At 71.5% G+C, this 16401-nt stretch carries 17 protein-coding genes; 3 read left to right on the plus strand and 14 right to left on the minus strand.

What is annotated here, in order from left to right; all coding sequences use genetic code 11:
* Positions 1-28: 28 nt before the first annotated feature.
* Entirely contained in the window at positions 29-985 is a 957-nt protein-coding gene (locus ACLF3M_RS09340) for a Bug family tripartite tricarboxylate transporter substrate binding protein (RefSeq protein ID WP_430656634.1), read from the minus strand.
* Positions 986-990: 5 nt separating this feature from the next.
* Positions 991-1959: a Bug family tripartite tricarboxylate transporter substrate binding protein gene (locus ACLF3M_RS09345; RefSeq protein ID WP_430656635.1), complete on the minus strand. Its 969-nt coding sequence runs from the start codon at positions 1957-1959 to the stop codon at positions 991-993.
* A gap of 141 nt (positions 1960-2100) precedes the next feature.
* Here ACLF3M_RS09345 and yghU point away from each other — a divergent pair, with 141 nt between their 5' ends.
* Together yghU and ACLF3M_RS09355 are read left to right on the plus strand one after the other, a co-directional pair.
* On the plus strand, positions 2101-2988 hold the full coding sequence (gene yghU / locus ACLF3M_RS09350; RefSeq protein WP_430656636.1) for a glutathione-dependent disulfide-bond oxidoreductase: 888 nt from the start codon (positions 2101-2103) through the stop codon (positions 2986-2988).
* A gap of 5 nt (positions 2989-2993) precedes the next feature.
* On the plus strand, positions 2994-3434 hold the full coding sequence (locus ACLF3M_RS09355) for a GNAT family N-acetyltransferase (RefSeq protein ID WP_430656637.1): 441 nt from the start codon (positions 2994-2996) through the stop codon (positions 3432-3434).
* Between the two features lie 82 nt (positions 3435-3516).
* Here ACLF3M_RS09355 and ACLF3M_RS09360 read toward each other — a convergent pair whose 3' ends face one another.
* Together ACLF3M_RS09360 and ACLF3M_RS09365 are read right to left on the minus strand one after the other, a co-directional pair.
* A complete protein-coding gene (locus ACLF3M_RS09360) occupies positions 3517-3699 on the minus strand; it encodes a DUF3309 family protein (protein WP_430656638.1) in 183 nt (60 codons plus the stop codon).
* Between the two features lie 84 nt (positions 3700-3783).
* On the minus strand, positions 3784-3978 hold the full coding sequence (locus ACLF3M_RS09365) for a hypothetical protein (RefSeq protein WP_430656639.1): 195 nt from the start codon (positions 3976-3978) through the stop codon (positions 3784-3786).
* 9 nt (positions 3979-3987) lie between these two features.
* On the opposite strand from ACLF3M_RS09365, the gene ACLF3M_RS09370 reads away from it, so the two are divergent.
* Entirely contained in the window at positions 3988-4737 is a 750-nt protein-coding gene (locus tag ACLF3M_RS09370) for a sulfite exporter TauE/SafE family protein (protein WP_430656640.1), read from the plus strand.
* On the opposite strand, the gene fdhF is transcribed toward ACLF3M_RS09370, so the two are convergent.
* The 10 genes from fdhF to ACLF3M_RS09420 form a co-directional block, all read right to left on the minus strand.
* Positions 4738-7476, minus strand: coding sequence for a formate dehydrogenase subunit alpha (gene fdhF / locus ACLF3M_RS09375; RefSeq protein ID WP_430656641.1), 2739 nt, complete (start codon positions 7474-7476; stop codon positions 4738-4740).
* Positions 7473-9101, minus strand: coding sequence for an NADH-ubiquinone oxidoreductase-F iron-sulfur binding region domain-containing protein (locus tag ACLF3M_RS09380; RefSeq protein WP_430656642.1), 1629 nt, complete (start codon positions 9099-9101; stop codon positions 7473-7475). Before ACLF3M_RS09380 ends, fdhF begins: the two co-directional genes overlap by 4 nt.
* Before the next feature lie 131 nt (positions 9102-9232).
* A complete protein-coding gene (gene pqqE / locus ACLF3M_RS09385; protein WP_430656643.1) occupies positions 9233-10300 on the minus strand; it encodes a pyrroloquinoline quinone biosynthesis protein PqqE in 1068 nt (355 codons plus the stop codon).
* The gene (gene pqqD, locus ACLF3M_RS09390) at positions 10297-10554 is read right to left on the minus strand and encodes a pyrroloquinoline quinone biosynthesis peptide chaperone PqqD (protein WP_430656644.1); all 258 of its coding nucleotides are present in this window, start codon (positions 10552-10554) and stop codon (positions 10297-10299) included. Before pqqD ends, pqqE begins: the two co-directional genes overlap by 4 nt.
* A 163-nt stretch (positions 10555-10717) precedes the next feature.
* The gene (pqqC, locus tag ACLF3M_RS09395) at positions 10718-11458 is read right to left on the minus strand and encodes a pyrroloquinoline-quinone synthase PqqC (protein WP_430656645.1); all 741 of its coding nucleotides are present in this window, start codon (positions 11456-11458) and stop codon (positions 10718-10720) included.
* Positions 11455-12357, minus strand: coding sequence for a pyrroloquinoline quinone biosynthesis protein PqqB (gene pqqB, locus ACLF3M_RS09400; protein WP_430656646.1), 903 nt, complete (start codon positions 12355-12357; stop codon positions 11455-11457). Before pqqB ends, pqqC begins: the two co-directional genes overlap by 4 nt.
* 25 nt (positions 12358-12382) lie before the next feature.
* On the minus strand, positions 12383-12574 hold the full coding sequence (gene pqqA, locus ACLF3M_RS09405; protein WP_430656647.1) for a pyrroloquinoline quinone precursor peptide PqqA: 192 nt from the start codon (positions 12572-12574) through the stop codon (positions 12383-12385).
* 207 nt (positions 12575-12781) lie between these two features.
* Complete coding sequence (locus tag ACLF3M_RS09410) at positions 12782-13321, minus strand: hypothetical protein (RefSeq protein ID WP_430656648.1); 540 nt, start codon at positions 13319-13321, stop codon at positions 12782-12784.
* Positions 13322-13362: 41 nt separating this feature from the next.
* Positions 13363-13539, minus strand: a complete 177-nt coding sequence (locus tag ACLF3M_RS09415) for a hypothetical protein (protein WP_430656649.1) — start codon at positions 13537-13539, stop codon at positions 13363-13365.
* A 356-nt stretch (positions 13540-13895) separates the two neighbouring features.
* Positions 13896-16382, minus strand: coding sequence for a PAS domain-containing protein (locus ACLF3M_RS09420; RefSeq protein WP_430656650.1), 2487 nt, complete (start codon positions 16380-16382; stop codon positions 13896-13898).
* Positions 16383-16401: the final 19 nt, after the last annotated feature.

The raw sequence follows: 16401 nt of genomic DNA on the forward strand, positions 1-16401 counted from the left end.
TCGTGACGGGACGGCGTCGGCGTCAAGCCTACTGCCGCTCCACCCCCGCGCGGTCGATGATGCCGTTCCACATCACGATGTCGTCCCGCAGCAGGCGTCCCAGCGCGTCGGGCGCGCTGCCGCTGGCCTCGACGCCGAGCTCGAGGAAGCGCTGCGAGATTGCGGGGCGCGCCAGGATCTCCCGGATGTCGGCGTTGAGCCGCGTGACGACCGCGTCCGGCACGCCGGCGGGGGCGAAGATCGCCTGCCAGCCTTCCATGACGCAGTCGCGATAGCCGGCTTCGGTCAGAGTCGGGACAAAGGGCAGAAGCGGCGAGCGCTTGCTGCCGGTGCTCGCCAGCGCACGCACGGCGCCATCGCGGATGTCGCCGGCGGCGGCGCCGTAGCTCTCGATGGCAAGGTCGATGTCGCCACGCCGCAAGGCGGTCAGGACCTCGGGGCTCGTGCGGAAGGGCACGGGCGTGAGTTGCAGGCCGGAGGACAGCCTGACCATCTCGGCCGTCAGGTGCTGGGTGCTGCCCGCGGTCAGCGTGCCGATCGTCATCGGCGTGCCGCGGCGCGCGGCGAGATCCGCGACGGCGCGGATCGGCGACGTGTTGGACGACAGCAGCAGCGCGTCGAAGATCGCGAGCGTCGACACCGGCGCGAAGCCCGTGACGGGATCGAAGGGCAGGCTGCGGAACAGCGCCTTGCTGATCGAGGTGCCGGAGGTGAAGAGGATCAGCGTGTGCCCGTCCGCCGGCGCGCCCGCCACGGCCTGCGCCGCCAGCGCGCCGCCGGCGCCGGGCCGGTTGTCCACCACGACGTTCTGGCCGAGCTTTTCCGCCAGCGGCGCTGCGACCAGCCGCACGACGATGTCAGCCAGGCCGCCGGCGCCGAAGCCGACGACGATGCGGACCGGCCGTGTCGGCCAGGATTGCGCTGCGGCACCGCGAGCGCCGGCCAGCGCCGCGGCGGTGGCGAGGAGAAGGCGGCGCGTCGCCATCCGCGTCAGTCCAGCCGCAGGTTCAGGCTGCGCACGACGACGCCGACGCGCTCCCGGTCCGCGGCGATGAAGGCGCGGGCCTGGTCGGGGCTCGTGCTCATCGGCAGGATGCCCTGGGTGCGGAAGACCTCCTGCGCGGCGGCGTTGCGCAGCGCCTCGGCCGAGACCGTCGCGACGCGGTCCACGACCTCGGCGGGCGTGCGCGCGGGCGCGACCAGGCCGAACCAGTTGCTGGCATCGAGCGCCATCCCCTGCTCGCGCAGCGTCGGCACGTTGGGCAGCAGCGGCACGCGGGTCGAGGAGCCGATTGCCAGCACCTTCACCCGCCCGTCCTTCGCCAGCGATTCCGCCGGGCCGGCGTTCATGAACATCGCATCCACCTGGCCCGCGACCAGCGCGGTATAGGCGGGCGCGGCGCCGGTGTAGGGCACGTGCAGCATGTCGATCCCCGCGGCCTGCATGACGCGCACCGCCGCGATCTGGGATGTCGAACCGATCCCCCAGGACGCATAGGTCAGCCGGCCCGGCTGAGCCTTCGCGCCCGCGACGAAGGCGGGCAGCGTGTCACCCACGCCGTTGCGCACCACCAGCGCGAAGGGACCGTCGGCGAAGATGGAGATGGGCACGAAATCCGCGACGGGATCGTAGGCGAGCCGCGAATAGACCAGCGGGTTGACGCCATGCGTTTCGCTGCTGGCCACGAAGAGCGTGTGGCCGTCCGGGCGCTGCCCCGCCGCCCATTGTGCGCCGACGCCCCCATTCGCGCCGGGGCGGTTGTCCACCACCACGGGCTGGCCGAGGATCGGCGCCATCGCCGTCGCCAGCGCGCGGGAGACGACATCGGTCGCGCCGCCGGCGTTCCAGGGCACCACCATGCGGATGGGCTGGTCGGGGAAGGCGGCCAGCGCCGGGCGGGCGAGCGCCATGGCGGCGCCGGCACCCAGCAACCTGCGGCGCGTGGCGAAGGCGGTCATCGGCGTCTCCCCGGGTCGGTTTCGGCGGGGCGGATGGGAGCGCGCAGGCATGACGCTGTCAAATCGGTGCCATGCCCAAGCCCCCCTCCCGGACCGGCGGCGAGCTTCCAAATATAGGCAACCCGAGCGAGGAGCATGTGCATGAGTGCGACGTCCGATTACGCCGATACCGGCTACGTGCCGCCCAAGGTCTGGGAATGGAAGAAGGCCAATGGCGGCCGCTTCGCCGGCACCAACCGCCCCGTCGCGGGCGCCACGCATGAGAAGGAACTGCCGGTCGGCCGGCATCCCCTGCAGCTCTATTCCCAGGGCACGCCGAACGGCGTGAAGGTCACGATCCTGCTGGAGGAACTGCTGGCGCTGGGCCACAAGGGCGCGGAATACGACGCCTGGCTTATCCGCATCGGCAATGGCGAGCAGTTCGGTTCCGGCTTTGTCGGCATCAATCCGAATTCCAAGATCCCCGCGCTGGTGGACCGCAGCGGCCCCGAGCCGATCCGCGTCTTCGAATCCGGCGCGATCCTGCTGTATCTCGCCGAGAAGTTCGCTGAATTCCTGCCGAAGGAGGGCGCTGCACGCGCCGAGACGCTGTCCTGGCTGTTCTGGCAGATGGGCAGCGCGCCGTATCTCGGCGGCGGCTTCGGGCATTTCTACGCCTATGCGCCCATGAAGATCGAATACGCGATCGACCGCTTCGCGATGGAGGTGAAGCGCCAGCTCGACGTGCTGGACCGGCGGCTCGCGGAGACGGAGTACGTCGCGGGCGATGCCTACACCATTGCCGACATGGCGATCTGGCCGTGGTACGGCGCGCTGGCCAAGGGCTGGCAGTACAACGCGGCGGAATTCCTCGACGTCGCGTCCTACAGGCATGTCCAGCGCTGGGCCGACCTGATCCATGCGCGCCCCGCCGTGAAGCGCGGCCGCATGGTCAACCGCACGGCCGGCGAGCCGTCGAGCCAGCTTTGGGAACGGCACGACGCTGGCGACTTCGACACGAAGACGCAGGACAAGCTGCAGGTCGGCTGAGCGCGGTGGCGTCGCGCTACGGCATCGAGATCCGTGCCGCGACGCCGGCCGACGCGCCCGGCCTGGCCGACATGCTGGCGGAGGCCGGGCATCCCCTCGATGCCGTCGCGATCGCCGACCGACTGCCGGCGCTGCGCCAGGCCGGCACGGCGCTGATCGCGTCGCGCTTTGGCCCGCCGAGCGGGATTGTCGTGCTGCACTGGTACGCGATGCTGGAGGAAGCTCGCCCGACCGCGCGAATCACGACGCTGGTTGTCGCGCCGGAGGAGCGCCGCAACGGCATCGGCCGCCTGCTGCTGAAGGCGGCGTCGCAGGCCGCGCGGCAGGCGGGCTGCGGCACGCTGGAGCTGGTGACGGAGGCGCCGTCGCTGCGGGGATTCTGCCGCGCAACGGGCTTCGCGGAGGAAGGCTCGCGCTTCCTCCGCTCGCTGCGCAAGCAGGGCTGAGCGGCGCTACGGCACGACAGGCCCGCGCGCCCTACGTCGGTGACCGGACCGCGCGCCTTACGGCACGACAAGCCCGCGCGCCTTACGGCACGACAGGCCCGCGCATCATCCCGCCGCCGAACACGACCCACAGGATCAGGAGGATCACCAGCAGCCCGAGGATGCCGCCGAAGCCGCCCGTGCCGTAGTAGCCGGATCGGTAGCCGTAATACCCGCCGCCGCCGAACAGCAGCACCAGCAGCACGACAATCAGGATCAGTGACATCCCACGATCTCCCGGGGCAGCGGAAGAACGCCGGCGCGGGCGGATGGTTGCGGTTCCGCACCGCGCCGGTGCATTCGGGCGGGCCTAGTGCAGCACGCCCGTCAGCCAAAGCAGGATGATGATCGGAATGGGGATGCCGAGCAGCCAGAGCAGTCCGCCCTTCAGCATGGATGACCTCCGTTCGGTGCCCCACGGGAACGTCGCGCCGGCCCGGCGGTTGCCGTCCTTTGAAGCCTGGCCTTGCGCGGCAGTCTGGGCGAGGCTGCGGAACCCGTTCACCCTGCCGGCATGGAAGCACTGGCGATTCTCTTCGCGGCGGGCCTGCTGGCGGGCGCGATGAACGCGGCGGCGGGCGGCGGGTCCTTCGTCAGCATTCCCGCCATGGTGTTCACCGGCATCCCCTCGGTCGCGGCGAATGCGTCGAGCACGGTCGCTCTGCTGCCCGGCACGATCGCGAGCGCCTGGGCCTGGCGGCGCGACTTCCAGGCGCCGGCGGGCACCTCCGCGCGCGTGCTGATGGCGATCAGCCTGGCCGGCGGGCTGGCCGGCGCGGCGCTGCTGCTGACGACCTCGCAGCGCGCCTTCGACGCGCTGCTGCCCTGGCTGCTGCTGGTCGGCACGCTGTCCTTCGCCTTCGGCAAGCCGTTGGGCGAGGCGCTGCGGCGCCAGGTCAGGATCGGGCCGGGCGCCGTCTATGCGGCGCAGGTGCCGCTCGCGATCTATGCCGGGTATTTCGGCGGCGGCGTCGGCATCATGATGATGGCGGTCTGGGGGCTGCTCGGCGTGGTGGATGTCCGCGCGATGAGCGCGGCGCGCACCCTGCTGGTGAGCGGCGCGAACGCGGTGGCGGCGGTCGTCTTCGCGCTGTCCGGTCCCGTCGCCTGGCCGGAGACGGTCGCGATGCTGCTCGGCGCGATCGGCGGCGGCTATTGGGGCGCCATCGTCGCGCGCCGCCTGCCCGCACCGGTGCTGCGCGGCTTCGTCATCATCTTCGGCGCGGCGATGACCGTGGTGTTCTTCCGACGCGCCTGGGGCTGATCACACCGCCTCGATCCGCGCCGCGCAGTATTTGAAGCCAGGTATGTGCCCGTCGGGATCGAGGCGCGGGTCGGTCAGCAAATTCGCTGCGGCTTCCCGGTAGGCGAAGGGGACGAAGGCGAGGCCCGGCGGCAGGGCGGGATCGGCGCGCGCCGCCAGCTCCACCGCGCCGCGGCGCGTCGCGACGCGCAGGAGCTGACCGCCTTCGACGCCGAGCCGCCGCAGTTCCTCCGGCGCCAGCGACACCGTGGCCGAGGGCTGCAGCGCGTCCAGCACGGAGGCCCGTCGCGTCATCGCGCCGGTGTGCCAATGCTCGAGCTCGCGGCCCGTCGTGAGCACGAAGGGATACTCGGCGTCCGGCATCTCGCCGGGATCCGACAGGCCCGCCGGCACCAGCCGCGCGCGGCCGGTCGTCGTGGGGAAGCGGTCGCGGAAGACGATCGCCTCGCCGGGCGCGTCCGCGTCGTGGCAGGGATAGGTGACGCTGCCCTCGCGCTCCAGCCGGTCCCAGGTGATGTTGGCAAGGGAGGGCATGGCGCGCGCCATCTCCGCGAAGACGTCACGCGCGTGGTCGTAGTGCCAGTCCAGGCCGAGGCGCCGCGCGATGTCCTGGATGATGCGCAGGTCCTGCCGCGCCTCTCTGGGCGGCGTGACGGCGGCGCGGCCGAGCTGCACCTGGCGGTTTGTGTTGGTGGCCGTGCCGTCCTTCTCCGGCCAGGCGGAGGCCGGCAGGACGACGTCGGCCAGCACCGCGGTCTCCGTCAGGAACAGGTCCTGCACGACGAGGTGATCGAGGCGCGCGAGCGCGGCGCGGGCATGGGCGGCGTCGGGGTCGGACATGGCGGGGTTCTCGCCCATGACGTACATGCCGCGGATCTCGCGGCGTTCCGCGGCCTGCAGGATCTCGACCACCGTCAGGCCGGGCTGCGGGTCGAGCGGCCCGCCCCACAGCTCCTCGAGGAAGCCGCGGACGGCGGCATCGCCGGTCGGGTGGTAGTCCGGCAGCATCATCGGGATGAGCCCGGCATCCGATGCGCCCTGCACGTTGTTCTGGCCGCGCAGGGGGTGCAGGCCCGCGCCCTCATGCCCGACATGGCCGCAGAGCAGCGCCAGCGCGATCAGCGCGCGCGCGTTGTCGGTGCCGTGCACGGACTGGCTGATGCCCATGCCCCACAGCGTCAGCGCGGCCTTCGCGCCGGCATAGAGCCGCGCGACGCGGCGGATCTGTGCGGCAGGCACGCCGGTCAGCGATTCCATGGCCTCCGGCGCATAGGCCGCGACATGCACGCGCAGCGCGTCGAAGCCATCGAGCCGCGCGGCGACGAAATCCGCGTCGTGCAGCCGCTCCGCCACGATCACGTGCAGGATGGAGTTCAGCAGCGCGACATCCTGGCCCGGCGCGAAGCGCACGACCTCCGTCGCGAAGCGGTCGAGCCCCGTGCCACGCGGGTCCATGACGATGAGCGTCGCGCCGCGCGCGGCGGCGTCCTTCAGGAAGGTCGCGGCGACGGGGTGGTTCTCGTCCGGGCGCGCGCCGATGACGAGCAGCAGGTCGGCCTGCGCTGCCGCCATGAAGGGCGCGGTGACGGCGCCGCTGCCGATACCCTCCAGCAGCGCGGCGACGGAGGCGGCGTGGCAGAGGCGCGTGCAGTGATCCACGTTGTTGGTGCCGAAGCCCAGGCGCACGAGCTTCTGGAAGAGATAGGCTTCCTCGTTTGATCCCTTGGCGCTGCCGAAGCCCGCAAGGGCGGACGGGCCGAGTCCATCGCGGAGGCGGGCGAGCCCCTGCGCGGCGCGGTCCAGCGCCTCGTCCCAGCTCGCCTCGCGGAACTTTCGCCGCGCGCGCTGCGGGTCGAGGCAATCCGCGGGGTCCTTCGCCGCGCCGTCCACGCGGATCAGCGGCGTCGTCAGGCGATCGGGGTGGTTCAGGTAGTCGAAGCCGAAGCGGCCCTTCACGCAGAGCCGGCCCTGGTTCGCCGGTCCGTCGCGGCCGACGACTTCCTCGATGCGGTTGTCGCGCACGCGGAACCCGACCTGGCACCCGACGCCGCAATACGGGCAGACGCTGGCGACTTCCGCCTGCGGCGGCGCGGCACGGCGGCCGGCCGCATCCACGACTGATTTCGGCAGCAGCGCGCCGGTCGGGCAGGCCTGCACGCATTCGCCGCAGGCGACGCAGGACGACGCGCCCATGGGATCAAGCAGGTCGAAGCTGACGCTGGTCGCCATGCCGCGATGCGCGAAGCCGATGACGTCGTTGTGCTGCACCTCGCGGCAGGCGCGCTCGCACAGCCCGCACTGGATGCAGGCGTCGAGCCGGACCGCCATGGCGGGATGCGAGAGGTCGGGCGCCGGCCGCGCGGGTTCCGGAGGGAAGCGCGACGCCGTCACGCCGATCCGTGCCGCCCAGGTCGCGAAACCCGCGCCGTCGTCGCGCGCGCGACCTTCCGGCATGTCCGCCATCAGCAATTCGAAGACCAGGCGCCGCGCCTGCAGCGCGCGCTCGCTCGCGGTCCGCACCACCATCCCCGGCGCCGGCGCGCGGCGGCACGACGCCGCGAGGACGCGCTCGCCCTCCACCTCCACCAGGCAGGCGCGGCAATTGCCGTCGGCGCGGTAGCCCGGCCGCAGCAGGTGGCAGAGATGCGGGATCTCCGTGCCGACCCGCCGCGCGACGTCCCAGATCGTCTCGCCCGGCGCGGCCTGCACGTCGCGCCCGTCCAGGGTGAAGGGCGTCATGGCACGCTGTCCCCGAAGAAGCGCAGCAGGCTCCGCACCGGGTTCATCGCGGCCTGCCCGAGCCCGCAGATCGAGCCGTCCGCCATGACCTGCGCCAGGTCGCGGAGCAGCGCGCGGTCCCATTCGCGCCGCTCGAGCAGCGCCGCCGCCTTCGCCGTGCCGACGCGGCAGGGCGTGCATTGCCCGCAGCTCTCGTCGCGGAAGAAGCCCAGCAGGTTGCGCGCGACGGCGGCCAGATCGTCCCGGTCCGACAGCACGATGACGGCACCCGACCCCACGAAGCAGCCATGCGTATCGAGCGATCCGGCATCGAGCGGCAGATCAGCGAGATCGGCCGGCAGGATCCCGCCCGAGGCGCCGCCCGGCAGATACGCGACGAAGCGGTGACCCTCCGCCATGCCGCCGCTGAATTCCTCGATCAGCTCGCGCGCCGTCACGCCGTTCGGCGCGCGCTTCACGCCAGGCTCGCGCACGCGGCCGGAGACGGAGAAGAACCGCTCGCCCTGCGCGCCGCGCCGTCCCGCGGCGGCGTAGCGTGCGGCGCCGTCATCCGTCGCCAGGATCTCCGGCAGCCACCACAGCGTCTCGACATTGTGCACGACGGTCGGGCGGCCGAAGAGTCCGGCCTCGCCGGGGAAGGGCGGCTTGTGCCGGGGCCAGCCACGGCGGCCCTCGAGGCTCTCCAGCAGCGCCGTCTCCTCGCCGCAGATATAGGCGCCGGCGCCGCGGCGGAGATGGATCGCGGGGCCGTCGGGATCGGCCGCGCGGAGTTCGGCGATCGCAGCGATCAGCGCACGCCGCAGGTCGGGATATTCGTCGCGCAGGTAAATCCAGCACTCCCCCGCGCCGACGGCCCGCGCTGCCAGCAGCATCCCCTCCAGCACGCGGTGCGGATCGGTCGCCAGGCAGAAGCGGTCCTTGAAGGTGCCGGGTTCGCCCTCGTCGGCGTTGACGACGAGGTGCCGCGGCGCCGGATGCGCCAGCGCGAGCTTCCACTTCCGCGCCGCCGGGAAGCCGGCGCCGCCGAGGCCGCGCAGCCCCGCGCGCTCCACCGCCCCGAGCATCGCTTCGGGCGTAAGCCTGCCGTCACGCGCGGCGCGCAGCGCGGCATGGCCGCCGCGGGCGAGATAGTCGTCCAGGCCGGGCGGCGCCGCGGCGTCTTCCGGCTCGAAGCCCGTCGTCGCCACGGGCGCGCGGTCGCAGGCGCCCATGCAGGGGGCGGCGACCACCCGCGCGCCGGGCGGCACCGAAGGCCGCGCCCCGCCGGCCATCATGCAGGGCAGGCCGGTGCAGACGCGGATGATCGCGCGCGGCGGCGCGGGCGCGTCGTCGGGCAGGATCTCGAAATGGTGGTAGAAGCTCGCGGCCTCGAGGACCTCGACCGGGGCGAGGCGGTGGAACTCCGCCAGCGCGACAATCGCGCCTTCGCGCAGGCAGCCCGCCGCGTCGTTGAGCGCGTGCAACTGCTCGACCAGCAGGTCGCGCCGCGGCGTCGCCTGGCCCGCCGCCTCCAGCGCCGCGCGCAGCGCATCGCGCGACGCGTCCGATGCGACGCGACCGCGCGGGCCGAGCCTCGGCCTGCCCTGGACAACCGGCTTCGACGCCGGCGCTTCCTTCCCCACCATGACCCGACGCTAACGCAGAAGAGCGCGGGACGTGAGCCCCTTGCCTCGTGACGGATCTGGGACGAGCGCCCGGACGGCCGTTGCTCGGCGTCCGCGGGGCGGCGCTGCGAAGCACCAGGTATGAATCCGGTTCAGTCGAATTCCCGGTAGCGGAACCTCGCCGTGCCGGCCTCGGCGACCGCGGCTGCCAGCAGCCCGTGGTGGGGCGACAGCGCGCAGGCCGGGTCCGTCGCTGCGGCGTCGCCGGTCAGCGCGAAGGCCTGGCAGCGGCAGCCGCCCCAGTCGCGCTCGGCCCGCTCGCAGCCGCGGCAGGGCGGCGGCATCCAGCCCGTGCCGCGGAAGCGGTTGAAGGCCTCGCCCTTCTCCCAGGCGTCGCGCAACGAGGTCTCGCGGATATTGGGGAAAGTCATCCCCGCGATCGACTCCGCGGCATGGCAGGGCAGCACGCGGCCGGACGGCGAGACCGCGAGGAAGCGGCTGCCCCAGCCCCCCATGCAGGCCTTGGGGCGCGCAGCGTGGTAGTCCGGCACGACATAGTCGATCACCAGCCGGCCGCGATGCGCCGCGCGCGCGGCCTCCACGATCCCGGTCGCCTGGTCGAGCTGCTCGCGCGTCGGCAGGAGCGCGTCGCGGTTCGCCAGCGCCCAGCCGTAGTACTGGACATGCGCGACCTCGAGCCGCCCCGCGCCCCAGGCGAGCGCGAGGTCGACGAGCAGCGGCAGGTTGTGCAGGTTCTGCCGGTGGACGACGGCGTTGAGCGTCAGCGGCAGCCCGGCCTCCCGGACCAGCCGCGCGGCGTTCTCCTTGCGCGCCTGCGCGCCCTTCATGCCGCCGATCCGCTCGGCCCCCGCGGGCTCGGCGTCCTGCACGGAGAGCTGGACGTGATCGAGCCCGGCTTCCTTCAGCCGTGCGACCAGCGCCGCGTCGAGCAGCACGCCGGCGGTGATGAGGTTGGCGTAGAGGCCCGCGTCATGCGCCGCGGCCGTGATCGCCACGATGTCGCGCCGCGCCGTGGGCTCGCCGCCGGACAGGTGCACCTGCAGGCAGCCGAGATCGGCGGCCTCGCGCAGGACGCGCGCCCATTCCGCCGTGGCGAGCTCGGCCGAGGCGCGGGCGAGCTCCACGGGGTTGGAGCAATAGGCGCAGCGCAGCGGGCAGCGATGCGTGAGCTCCGCCAGCAGCGCGAGCGGCGCGGTCATGCCAGCAGCGCGCCGCGCCCGACCATGTCCTCGACCATCGCGCGGACGTCGGTGGCGATGACCTCGTGCGGTGCGGCGAATTTCGCGGCGAGCATGTCCACGATGGCGTCGAGGTCGCGCGCGCCGTCCACCAGGCGCAGCACCTCGAGCGCGATCTCGTCGGGGACGAACATGCGTTCCGGCGCCATCACCACCCAGCGCTCGCGCGCCTTGTCATGGTGCAGCCGCACGCCCGGCGCGAAGCGCGGGATCATATTTGACCCGTGAAGTGCTGACGCACTTCGCCTTCAGGCGCCGGCGCTGCGCGTCGTGCCGAAGGCACGCCTTCGGCGTGACGCTCGCCGCATTGGCGGCGGGCCGCATTCGCGGCCTCGGCCTGCTGCGCAGGCCGCAGGGGATCAAGCTGCGAGATCGGTATCACGGCATCACCGACGGATCGGGCCGGAAGGCGCCCGGCGGCGGCAGCGCGGGCGCGACATAGGCAAAGTGCAGCGCGTCCAGCTGCGCCCAGAGCAGGTCGCATTTGAAGCGCAGCGCGGCCAGCACCTGGCCCTGCTTCTCCGCGGTGTCGGCGTGGCGCTTCACATAGTCCAGCGCGAAGGCGACGTCCTGCGGCGCCTGCGTCAGCCGCGGCGTGAAATAGGCCAGCGTCTCCGCGGTGACGAAGTCGTAGTTGCGCAGCATGCCGGATACGCGCTGGGAGATGATGTCGGGCGAGAACATCTCGGTCAGCGAGGAGGCGATCGCCTCCAGCAGCGACTTCTCCCGCACGAAGCGCACATAGGCGTCCACGGCGAAGCGCGTCGCCGGCAGCAGCCCTTGCAGCGAGACGACGTAGCCGCGGTCGAGCCCGAGCCCATCGGTCAGCGCGAGCCAGCGCTCCACCCCGCCGGGATGGGTGCCGTCGCCATCGTGGTCCACCAGGCGCCGGCGCCATTCGCGGCGCAGCCCGGGCGTCGGCAGGCGGGCCAGCAGCGACGCGTCCTTCGCGGGTATCGAGGCCTGATAGTAGTAGCGGTTCAGCGCCCAGGCCTGGACCTGCCCCTTCGTCAGCCGCCCGCCATGCAGCAGGTGATGGAAGGGATGCAGGATGTGGTAGCGCTCCTCGCCGATGGCGCGCAGCGCGGCCTCGAGCCCGTCGGGCGGGAGCAGCGTCACAGCGTCATCTCCATGCCGTCCTCCGCCACCTCCCAGCCGGCGGCGGCGAGGATCGCGCGCTCCTCGCTGTCGGCGAGCAGGGCCGGGTTCGTGTTGTTGACATGCACGAAGACGCGGCGCGCGACGTCGAGCCCGGCGAAGGCCTCCAGCGTCGAACCCGGCCCTGTCATCGGCAAGTGTCCCATGCGGCGCCCGGTCTTCGGCCCGGCGCCGAGGCGGATCATCTCGTCGTCCGTGAAGAGTGTGCCGTCGAACAGTACGCAGGCCGCGCCGGCAAGGCGTATGCGCAAGGCCGGCGTCATCGCCGCGCAGCCCGGGATGTAGTGCAGCGTGCCGCCGCCGGCCGACAGCGCGACGCCGATCGTCTCGCCCTGGTCAGCGATGCCGGGATCGCCCTCGCCCTCGGCGAAGAGCGGCACCTTGCCCGGCACGGCGTGGATCGCGACGGAGATGCCGAGCAGGTCGAGTTTGTCGCCCGGCGCGATGGCGCGGCGCGTGACGAAATCGGGGTTCAGGGCACGGAAGATCGAGTTCTCGTCCAGCACCGCCAGGCTCTGCGGCGTGCCGAGCAGCGCGAAGGCCTGGCGTTCGCGCAGGTGCAGCAGGCCTGCGATGGTGTCCACCTCGGCGCCGGTCAGCAGGATCGCGGCGATCGGGGAGTTGCGGAGCGCGCCGGGGCGCGGGTGCAGCGCGGGGGTGGCCGCGATCTGCTGGCGGAGGTCGGGGCTGGCATTGACGATTAGCCAGCGTTCGCCATCGGCGGAGACGGCAAGGCTGGCCTGGCTGCGGGGCGGGGCGGCGGGATCGCCGGCGCGCGAGCGCAGGCAGCCGGGGCCGGCGGAATTCCATTGGGGAAACCCGCCGCCGGCGCCGGCGCCGAGCACGATCGCCCGGAGCATGCAGTCCTGCCCCGAGCGTGTGGCGTCAGTCGATCTCGGCGCAGGCGTAGCTGTTGATCTCGAGCGCGAGCGAAACCTCGACGATCTTGGGGGTCTTCCAGGCCATCATTTTTTCTCCGCAGCGACCGGCCCAGCGCCGGCCCCTTGGGGAATGATGGCGGCTAGGGCGCCGTTCATCAAGGCGCGCGGCCGCGGCTCGGCGTGCGAAACGCCACATCCGCGCGACCGCGGCGACCGATCATACCGGGAGGAAGATGATCCGACTGGGCCGGAATGGAGCAGCGGCAGGCGCTGGGAACAACACCGTCTAGGGGCACCGGGCCGAATATCCTGCCAACTCCCAACGGAGGTATCGGGTGACGGCGGGGTGGAATGTGGCGGGGCAAGGCGCGGGCCGAGCTCTCGCGCCCTTCGTCGCCGGGCCCTAGCCGCACGCTGCGCAGGTCATCAGCCCGCGCCGCTCGCGCGCCGGGTCAACCAGGTAGCCGCAACGCAGGCAGTTGGCGCCGTCATCGTTGGCATCGAACGGATCGGCGACGCGCCTCGCCAGTGCTACGCCCGCTTGCTTGCGGGGTCGTCCTCGGCCGCGGCGGGCTGGCGCAACAGGCTCCGGGTCAGGAACGGCAGGTGCTGCTTCGGCCGGAGGCACCGACGGCGACCTCGGCGGCATCACGTGGAAGGTCGGTGCGACCGCCGCGGCGACCGCGGGCTTCGGCGCGTCGGGGAACGCGGGCGGCGCGTCGCGGGCGGGGAAGCCATCGTCCCAGGACGCGGCCCGGACCCCGAAGGAGGGCGGCTTGGCCTGTTCAGGGGCGCGACCGGGTGAGCCGGAGCGGACATGCACGACTTCGACGGTCCTGCTGCCACGGGTGCCCCGCTGGGGCACGGTGCGGACCTCGCGGCGCTCGGCGGTGGGGGATTTGTCGTCGCGGAAGCGGGCGAAGACGCGGTCGATCTCGGACATTGGTCCTCGTTGCTGCTGAGGGCGGCGAGGTGCCGGGCCGATCAGCGATCGCCCTGCTTGCGGTTGCCGACCGACGCCTTGCCGACGCCGCCCTGTTTGAGGTTGCCGCCATTCTTGCCGCCGGCGCGGGCATCCTTGGGGTTGGCCTTGCCGGCGGCCGCATTGTGACCGCCCTGCGGCGCGCGGGCTGCCGGCGGGAGAGGGGGAAGCTTTGCCAAGATGTGCGATGTCCTTTCAGGACCAGGATATAGCGCTCGACCGAGTGCTCGGGATCCGTGAGTTCGACGAAATCCCGGCCGGCGAGCGGTGCGATTCCCGAACTCATGTGGCTATCGGCGCGCGAGAACGCAATCGGATCAAGTGGATGAAAAGCTGGGAGGTAACGATGTCGCACCGTCCAGGTCTCGACGCAACCCCGGCCAAACCTGGGGTTCAGCGAGCTGCGCCGTCGAGGAAAAGCCGGTCGTGCGAGCAATGATCGCAGCAGCGATAGCAACCCGGGAACGAAAGTCTCTGGGCGAGATCGTGCCGCGAAGTCCCGCCTGGAGGAGAGAGTGCACCCGCATCCGAACCGTCAGGCCCGCCGTGCGGCCTCGATCGGCACGATGTTCGACCTTGGTTCTTGCCTGACAAGCTGCGCGATCTGGATTGCCAGCTCCTCCTGCCGGTACGGCTTCGAGAGCCGGGGCAGGGCGATCGCCTCGCCCTCCGGCAAGTCGGCATAGCCGGTCGCAAGGAGCACCGGGATCTGCGGCCATCGCTTGCGGATTTCGTTGGCGAGCGTGACGCCCGTCATGGCCGGCATGGCGTGGTCCGTCACGACGATGTCGAAGACCGGATCCGATTCCAGCATCTCCAGTGCGCGCTGCGCGGAATGCGCCTCCGTGGCAGTATGGCCAAGATCCTCCAGCATCGCGACCGTGCCGCTGCTGATGAGGGGGTCGTCGTCGACGACAAGAACATTGCAGGACCGGCCGGCAGGAACGACCGTGCCGAAATCTCCGGAAAGCGGCTCCGGCACGCTGCTCGTGGACTGGTCCGCAATCGGAAACCAGAGCTCCACCGTCGTGCCTGCGCCCGGGGCGCTTGCGATGCGCATCGCGCCGCCTGACTGGGCGGCGAGGCCATGCACCATGGAAAGGCCGAGTCCGGTTCCCTTGCCGACCCCCTTGGTGGTGAAGAACGGCTCCGTCGCATGTTTGAGCGTCAGCTCATCCATGCCAAGCCCGGTGTCGGAAACAGCGACACAGACATAGCTGCCAGGCGCGAGATCCGGCAAGGCGCCGTCCGCCTGCTCCACCGAATGTCCGGTTATGCTGAGGCGGCCGCCAAGCGGCATCGCGTCGCGCGCATTGACCGCAAGATTGAGCAGCGCGAGCTCCAGCTGATTGGGATCGACGCGGATGGCAGGCAGTGCGCCAAGGTCGCCGGTCACGATGTCCACAACGGGTCCGAGCGACCGACGCAGCAGCTCCGCCATGCCGTCCACCAGTCGCGCGACGTCCACGGTCTCGGGCTTGAGTTCCTGCCGGCGGGCGAAGGCCAGCATCCGCTTCGTCAGAGTCGCGCCGCGTTCCGCGCCCTGAACGGCGCCATCGAGCAGCTTCGTCAGCCGGGGGTCCGCCGGCAGTCGCTTGCGCAGCAGGCTGAGATTCCCGAGGACCGCCATCAGCAGGTTGTTGAAGTCGTGCGCGACGCCGCCGGTCAGCTTGCCGAGACTTTCCATCTTCTGCATCTCGTGCACCTGCGCGAGAGCGGCTTCGCGCTCGCGCGTGCGCTCCTCGACCCGGTGTTCCAGCTCGGCATTTGTCTTGGCCAGCACTTCGGCCGCCTGCTTGCGCTCCGTTATGTCGTTATCGGTGCCAATCATCCGCACCGGGCGGCCGGTGACGTCGCGGATCACTTCGCCCTTGCCGACGAGCCAGCGGACGGACCCGTCGGCCTGAACGATGCGGAATTCCGCCTGGTAGGTGGCTTCGCCGCGAAGCGCGGCTTCAATGGCCGACCAGACACGTCCCTGGTCATCCGGATGTACCACGCGTGCGAAAACCTTTGCCGGTGCCTCCACCACACCCTGGTCGAGGCCCCAGGTGCGATAGACGTCGCCAATCCAGATTATCCGCTCGCCGGTCAGGTCCCAGTCCCAGATGCCGATGCCGCTGGTCTCCTGCGCGATGCGGAGCCGCTCCTCGCTCTCGCGCAGCGCGGTTTCCGTCGTCTTGCGCTCGGTGATGTCGAGCGTGACGCCGCTGATGCGGGAGACGCGGCCGTCGGCGCCCACGGTGGGAGCCGCGCCCGTCACGCACCAGCGCAGCGATCCGTCTCGCCGCACGATCCGGAATTCCGCGTCATAGCTCTGTCCAAGCGCCGCCGCTTCGGATGCAAGATCCCGCAGCCGGACCCGGTCTTCGGGGTGCACCATCGCGAAGACCGCATCCTGACGCGGCACGAAACTGCCGGGCTCGACGCCGAAGATCCGGTGCTGGCCCTCGTCCCAGGTCTGTACGCCGGCCTCCAGGTCCCACTCCCAGGACCCCATGCGGCCGGCCGCGAGCGCAAGGCTGCGGCGCTGCTCGCTTTCGCGCAACCTGGCCGTGGAGGCCTCGAGTTCCGCGGTGCGTTCCGCCACGCGCTGCTCGAGCTCCTGGTTCAGCCGCTCGAGCTGGCGCGTCTTGCGGTAGAGCTCGACGAAAACGCGCACCTTCGCACGCAGGAGGTCCGGCACGACCGGCACCTGCAGATAGTCCACTGCCCCGACCTCATAACCGCGAAGCCGGTCGAGATCCGTCATATGGACCGCGGAGACGAAAATGATCGCCGTCCGCTCGAAGCGTGGATGCTCGCGGATCATCGTCGCGAGCTCGAAGCCGTCGAGATCGGGCATCACCACGTCGATCAGGATGACGGCGACGTCAGTGCGCAGCAGGTACTCCAGTGCCGCCCGCGCCGAGCCGGCGCGGATCAGGTTCTCGCCAAGCTCGCTGAGGATCGCTTCGTAGCTGAGCAGCTTCGCCGGCTGGTCGTCGACGAGCAGGATGTTGACCGGCTCTTCCGGGCTCACGGGATGCACCCTTCCCACC

The organism is Falsiroseomonas sp. HW251, assembly GCF_050563545.1.
Classification (GTDB): Bacteria; Pseudomonadota; Alphaproteobacteria; order Acetobacterales; family Acetobacteraceae; genus Falsiroseomonas.

Coding starts and splice junctions, on each gene's coding strand:
- ACLF3M_RS09340 (WP_430656634.1), bottom strand. CDS start 985: ATGGCGACGCGCCGCCTTCTCCTCGCCACCGCCGCGGCGCTGGCCGGC.
- ACLF3M_RS09345 (WP_430656635.1), bottom strand. CDS start 1,959: ATGACCGCCTTCGCCACGCGCCGCAGGTTGCTGGGTGCCGGCGCCGCC.
- yghU (WP_430656636.1), top strand. CDS start 2,101: ATGAGTGCGACGTCCGATTACGCCGATACCGGCTACGTGCCGCCCAAG.
- ACLF3M_RS09360 (WP_430656638.1), bottom strand. CDS start 3,699: ATGTCACTGATCCTGATTGTCGTGCTGCTGGTGCTGCTGTTCGGCGGC.
- ACLF3M_RS09370 (WP_430656640.1), top strand. CDS start 3,988: ATGGAAGCACTGGCGATTCTCTTCGCGGCGGGCCTGCTGGCGGGCGCG.
- fdhF (WP_430656641.1), bottom strand. CDS start 7,476: ATGACGCCCTTCACCCTGGACGGGCGCGACGTGCAGGCCGCGCCGGGC.
- ACLF3M_RS09380 (WP_430656642.1), bottom strand. CDS start 9,101: ATGGTGGGGAAGGAAGCGCCGGCGTCGAAGCCGGTTGTCCAGGGCAGG.
- pqqE (WP_430656643.1), bottom strand. CDS start 10,300: ATGACCGCGCCGCTCGCGCTGCTGGCGGAGCTCACGCATCGCTGCCCG.
- pqqD (WP_430656644.1), bottom strand. CDS start 10,554: ATGATCCCGCGCTTCGCGCCGGGCGTGCGGCTGCACCATGACAAGGCG.
- pqqB (WP_430656646.1), bottom strand. CDS start 12,357: ATGCTCCGGGCGATCGTGCTCGGCGCCGGCGCCGGCGGCGGGTTTCCC.
- pqqA (WP_430656647.1), bottom strand. CDS start 12,574: ATGTGGCGTTTCGCACGCCGAGCCGCGGCCGCGCGCCTTGATGAACGG.
- ACLF3M_RS09410 (WP_430656648.1), bottom strand. CDS start 13,321: ATGTCCGAGATCGACCGCGTCTTCGCCCGCTTCCGCGACGACAAATCC.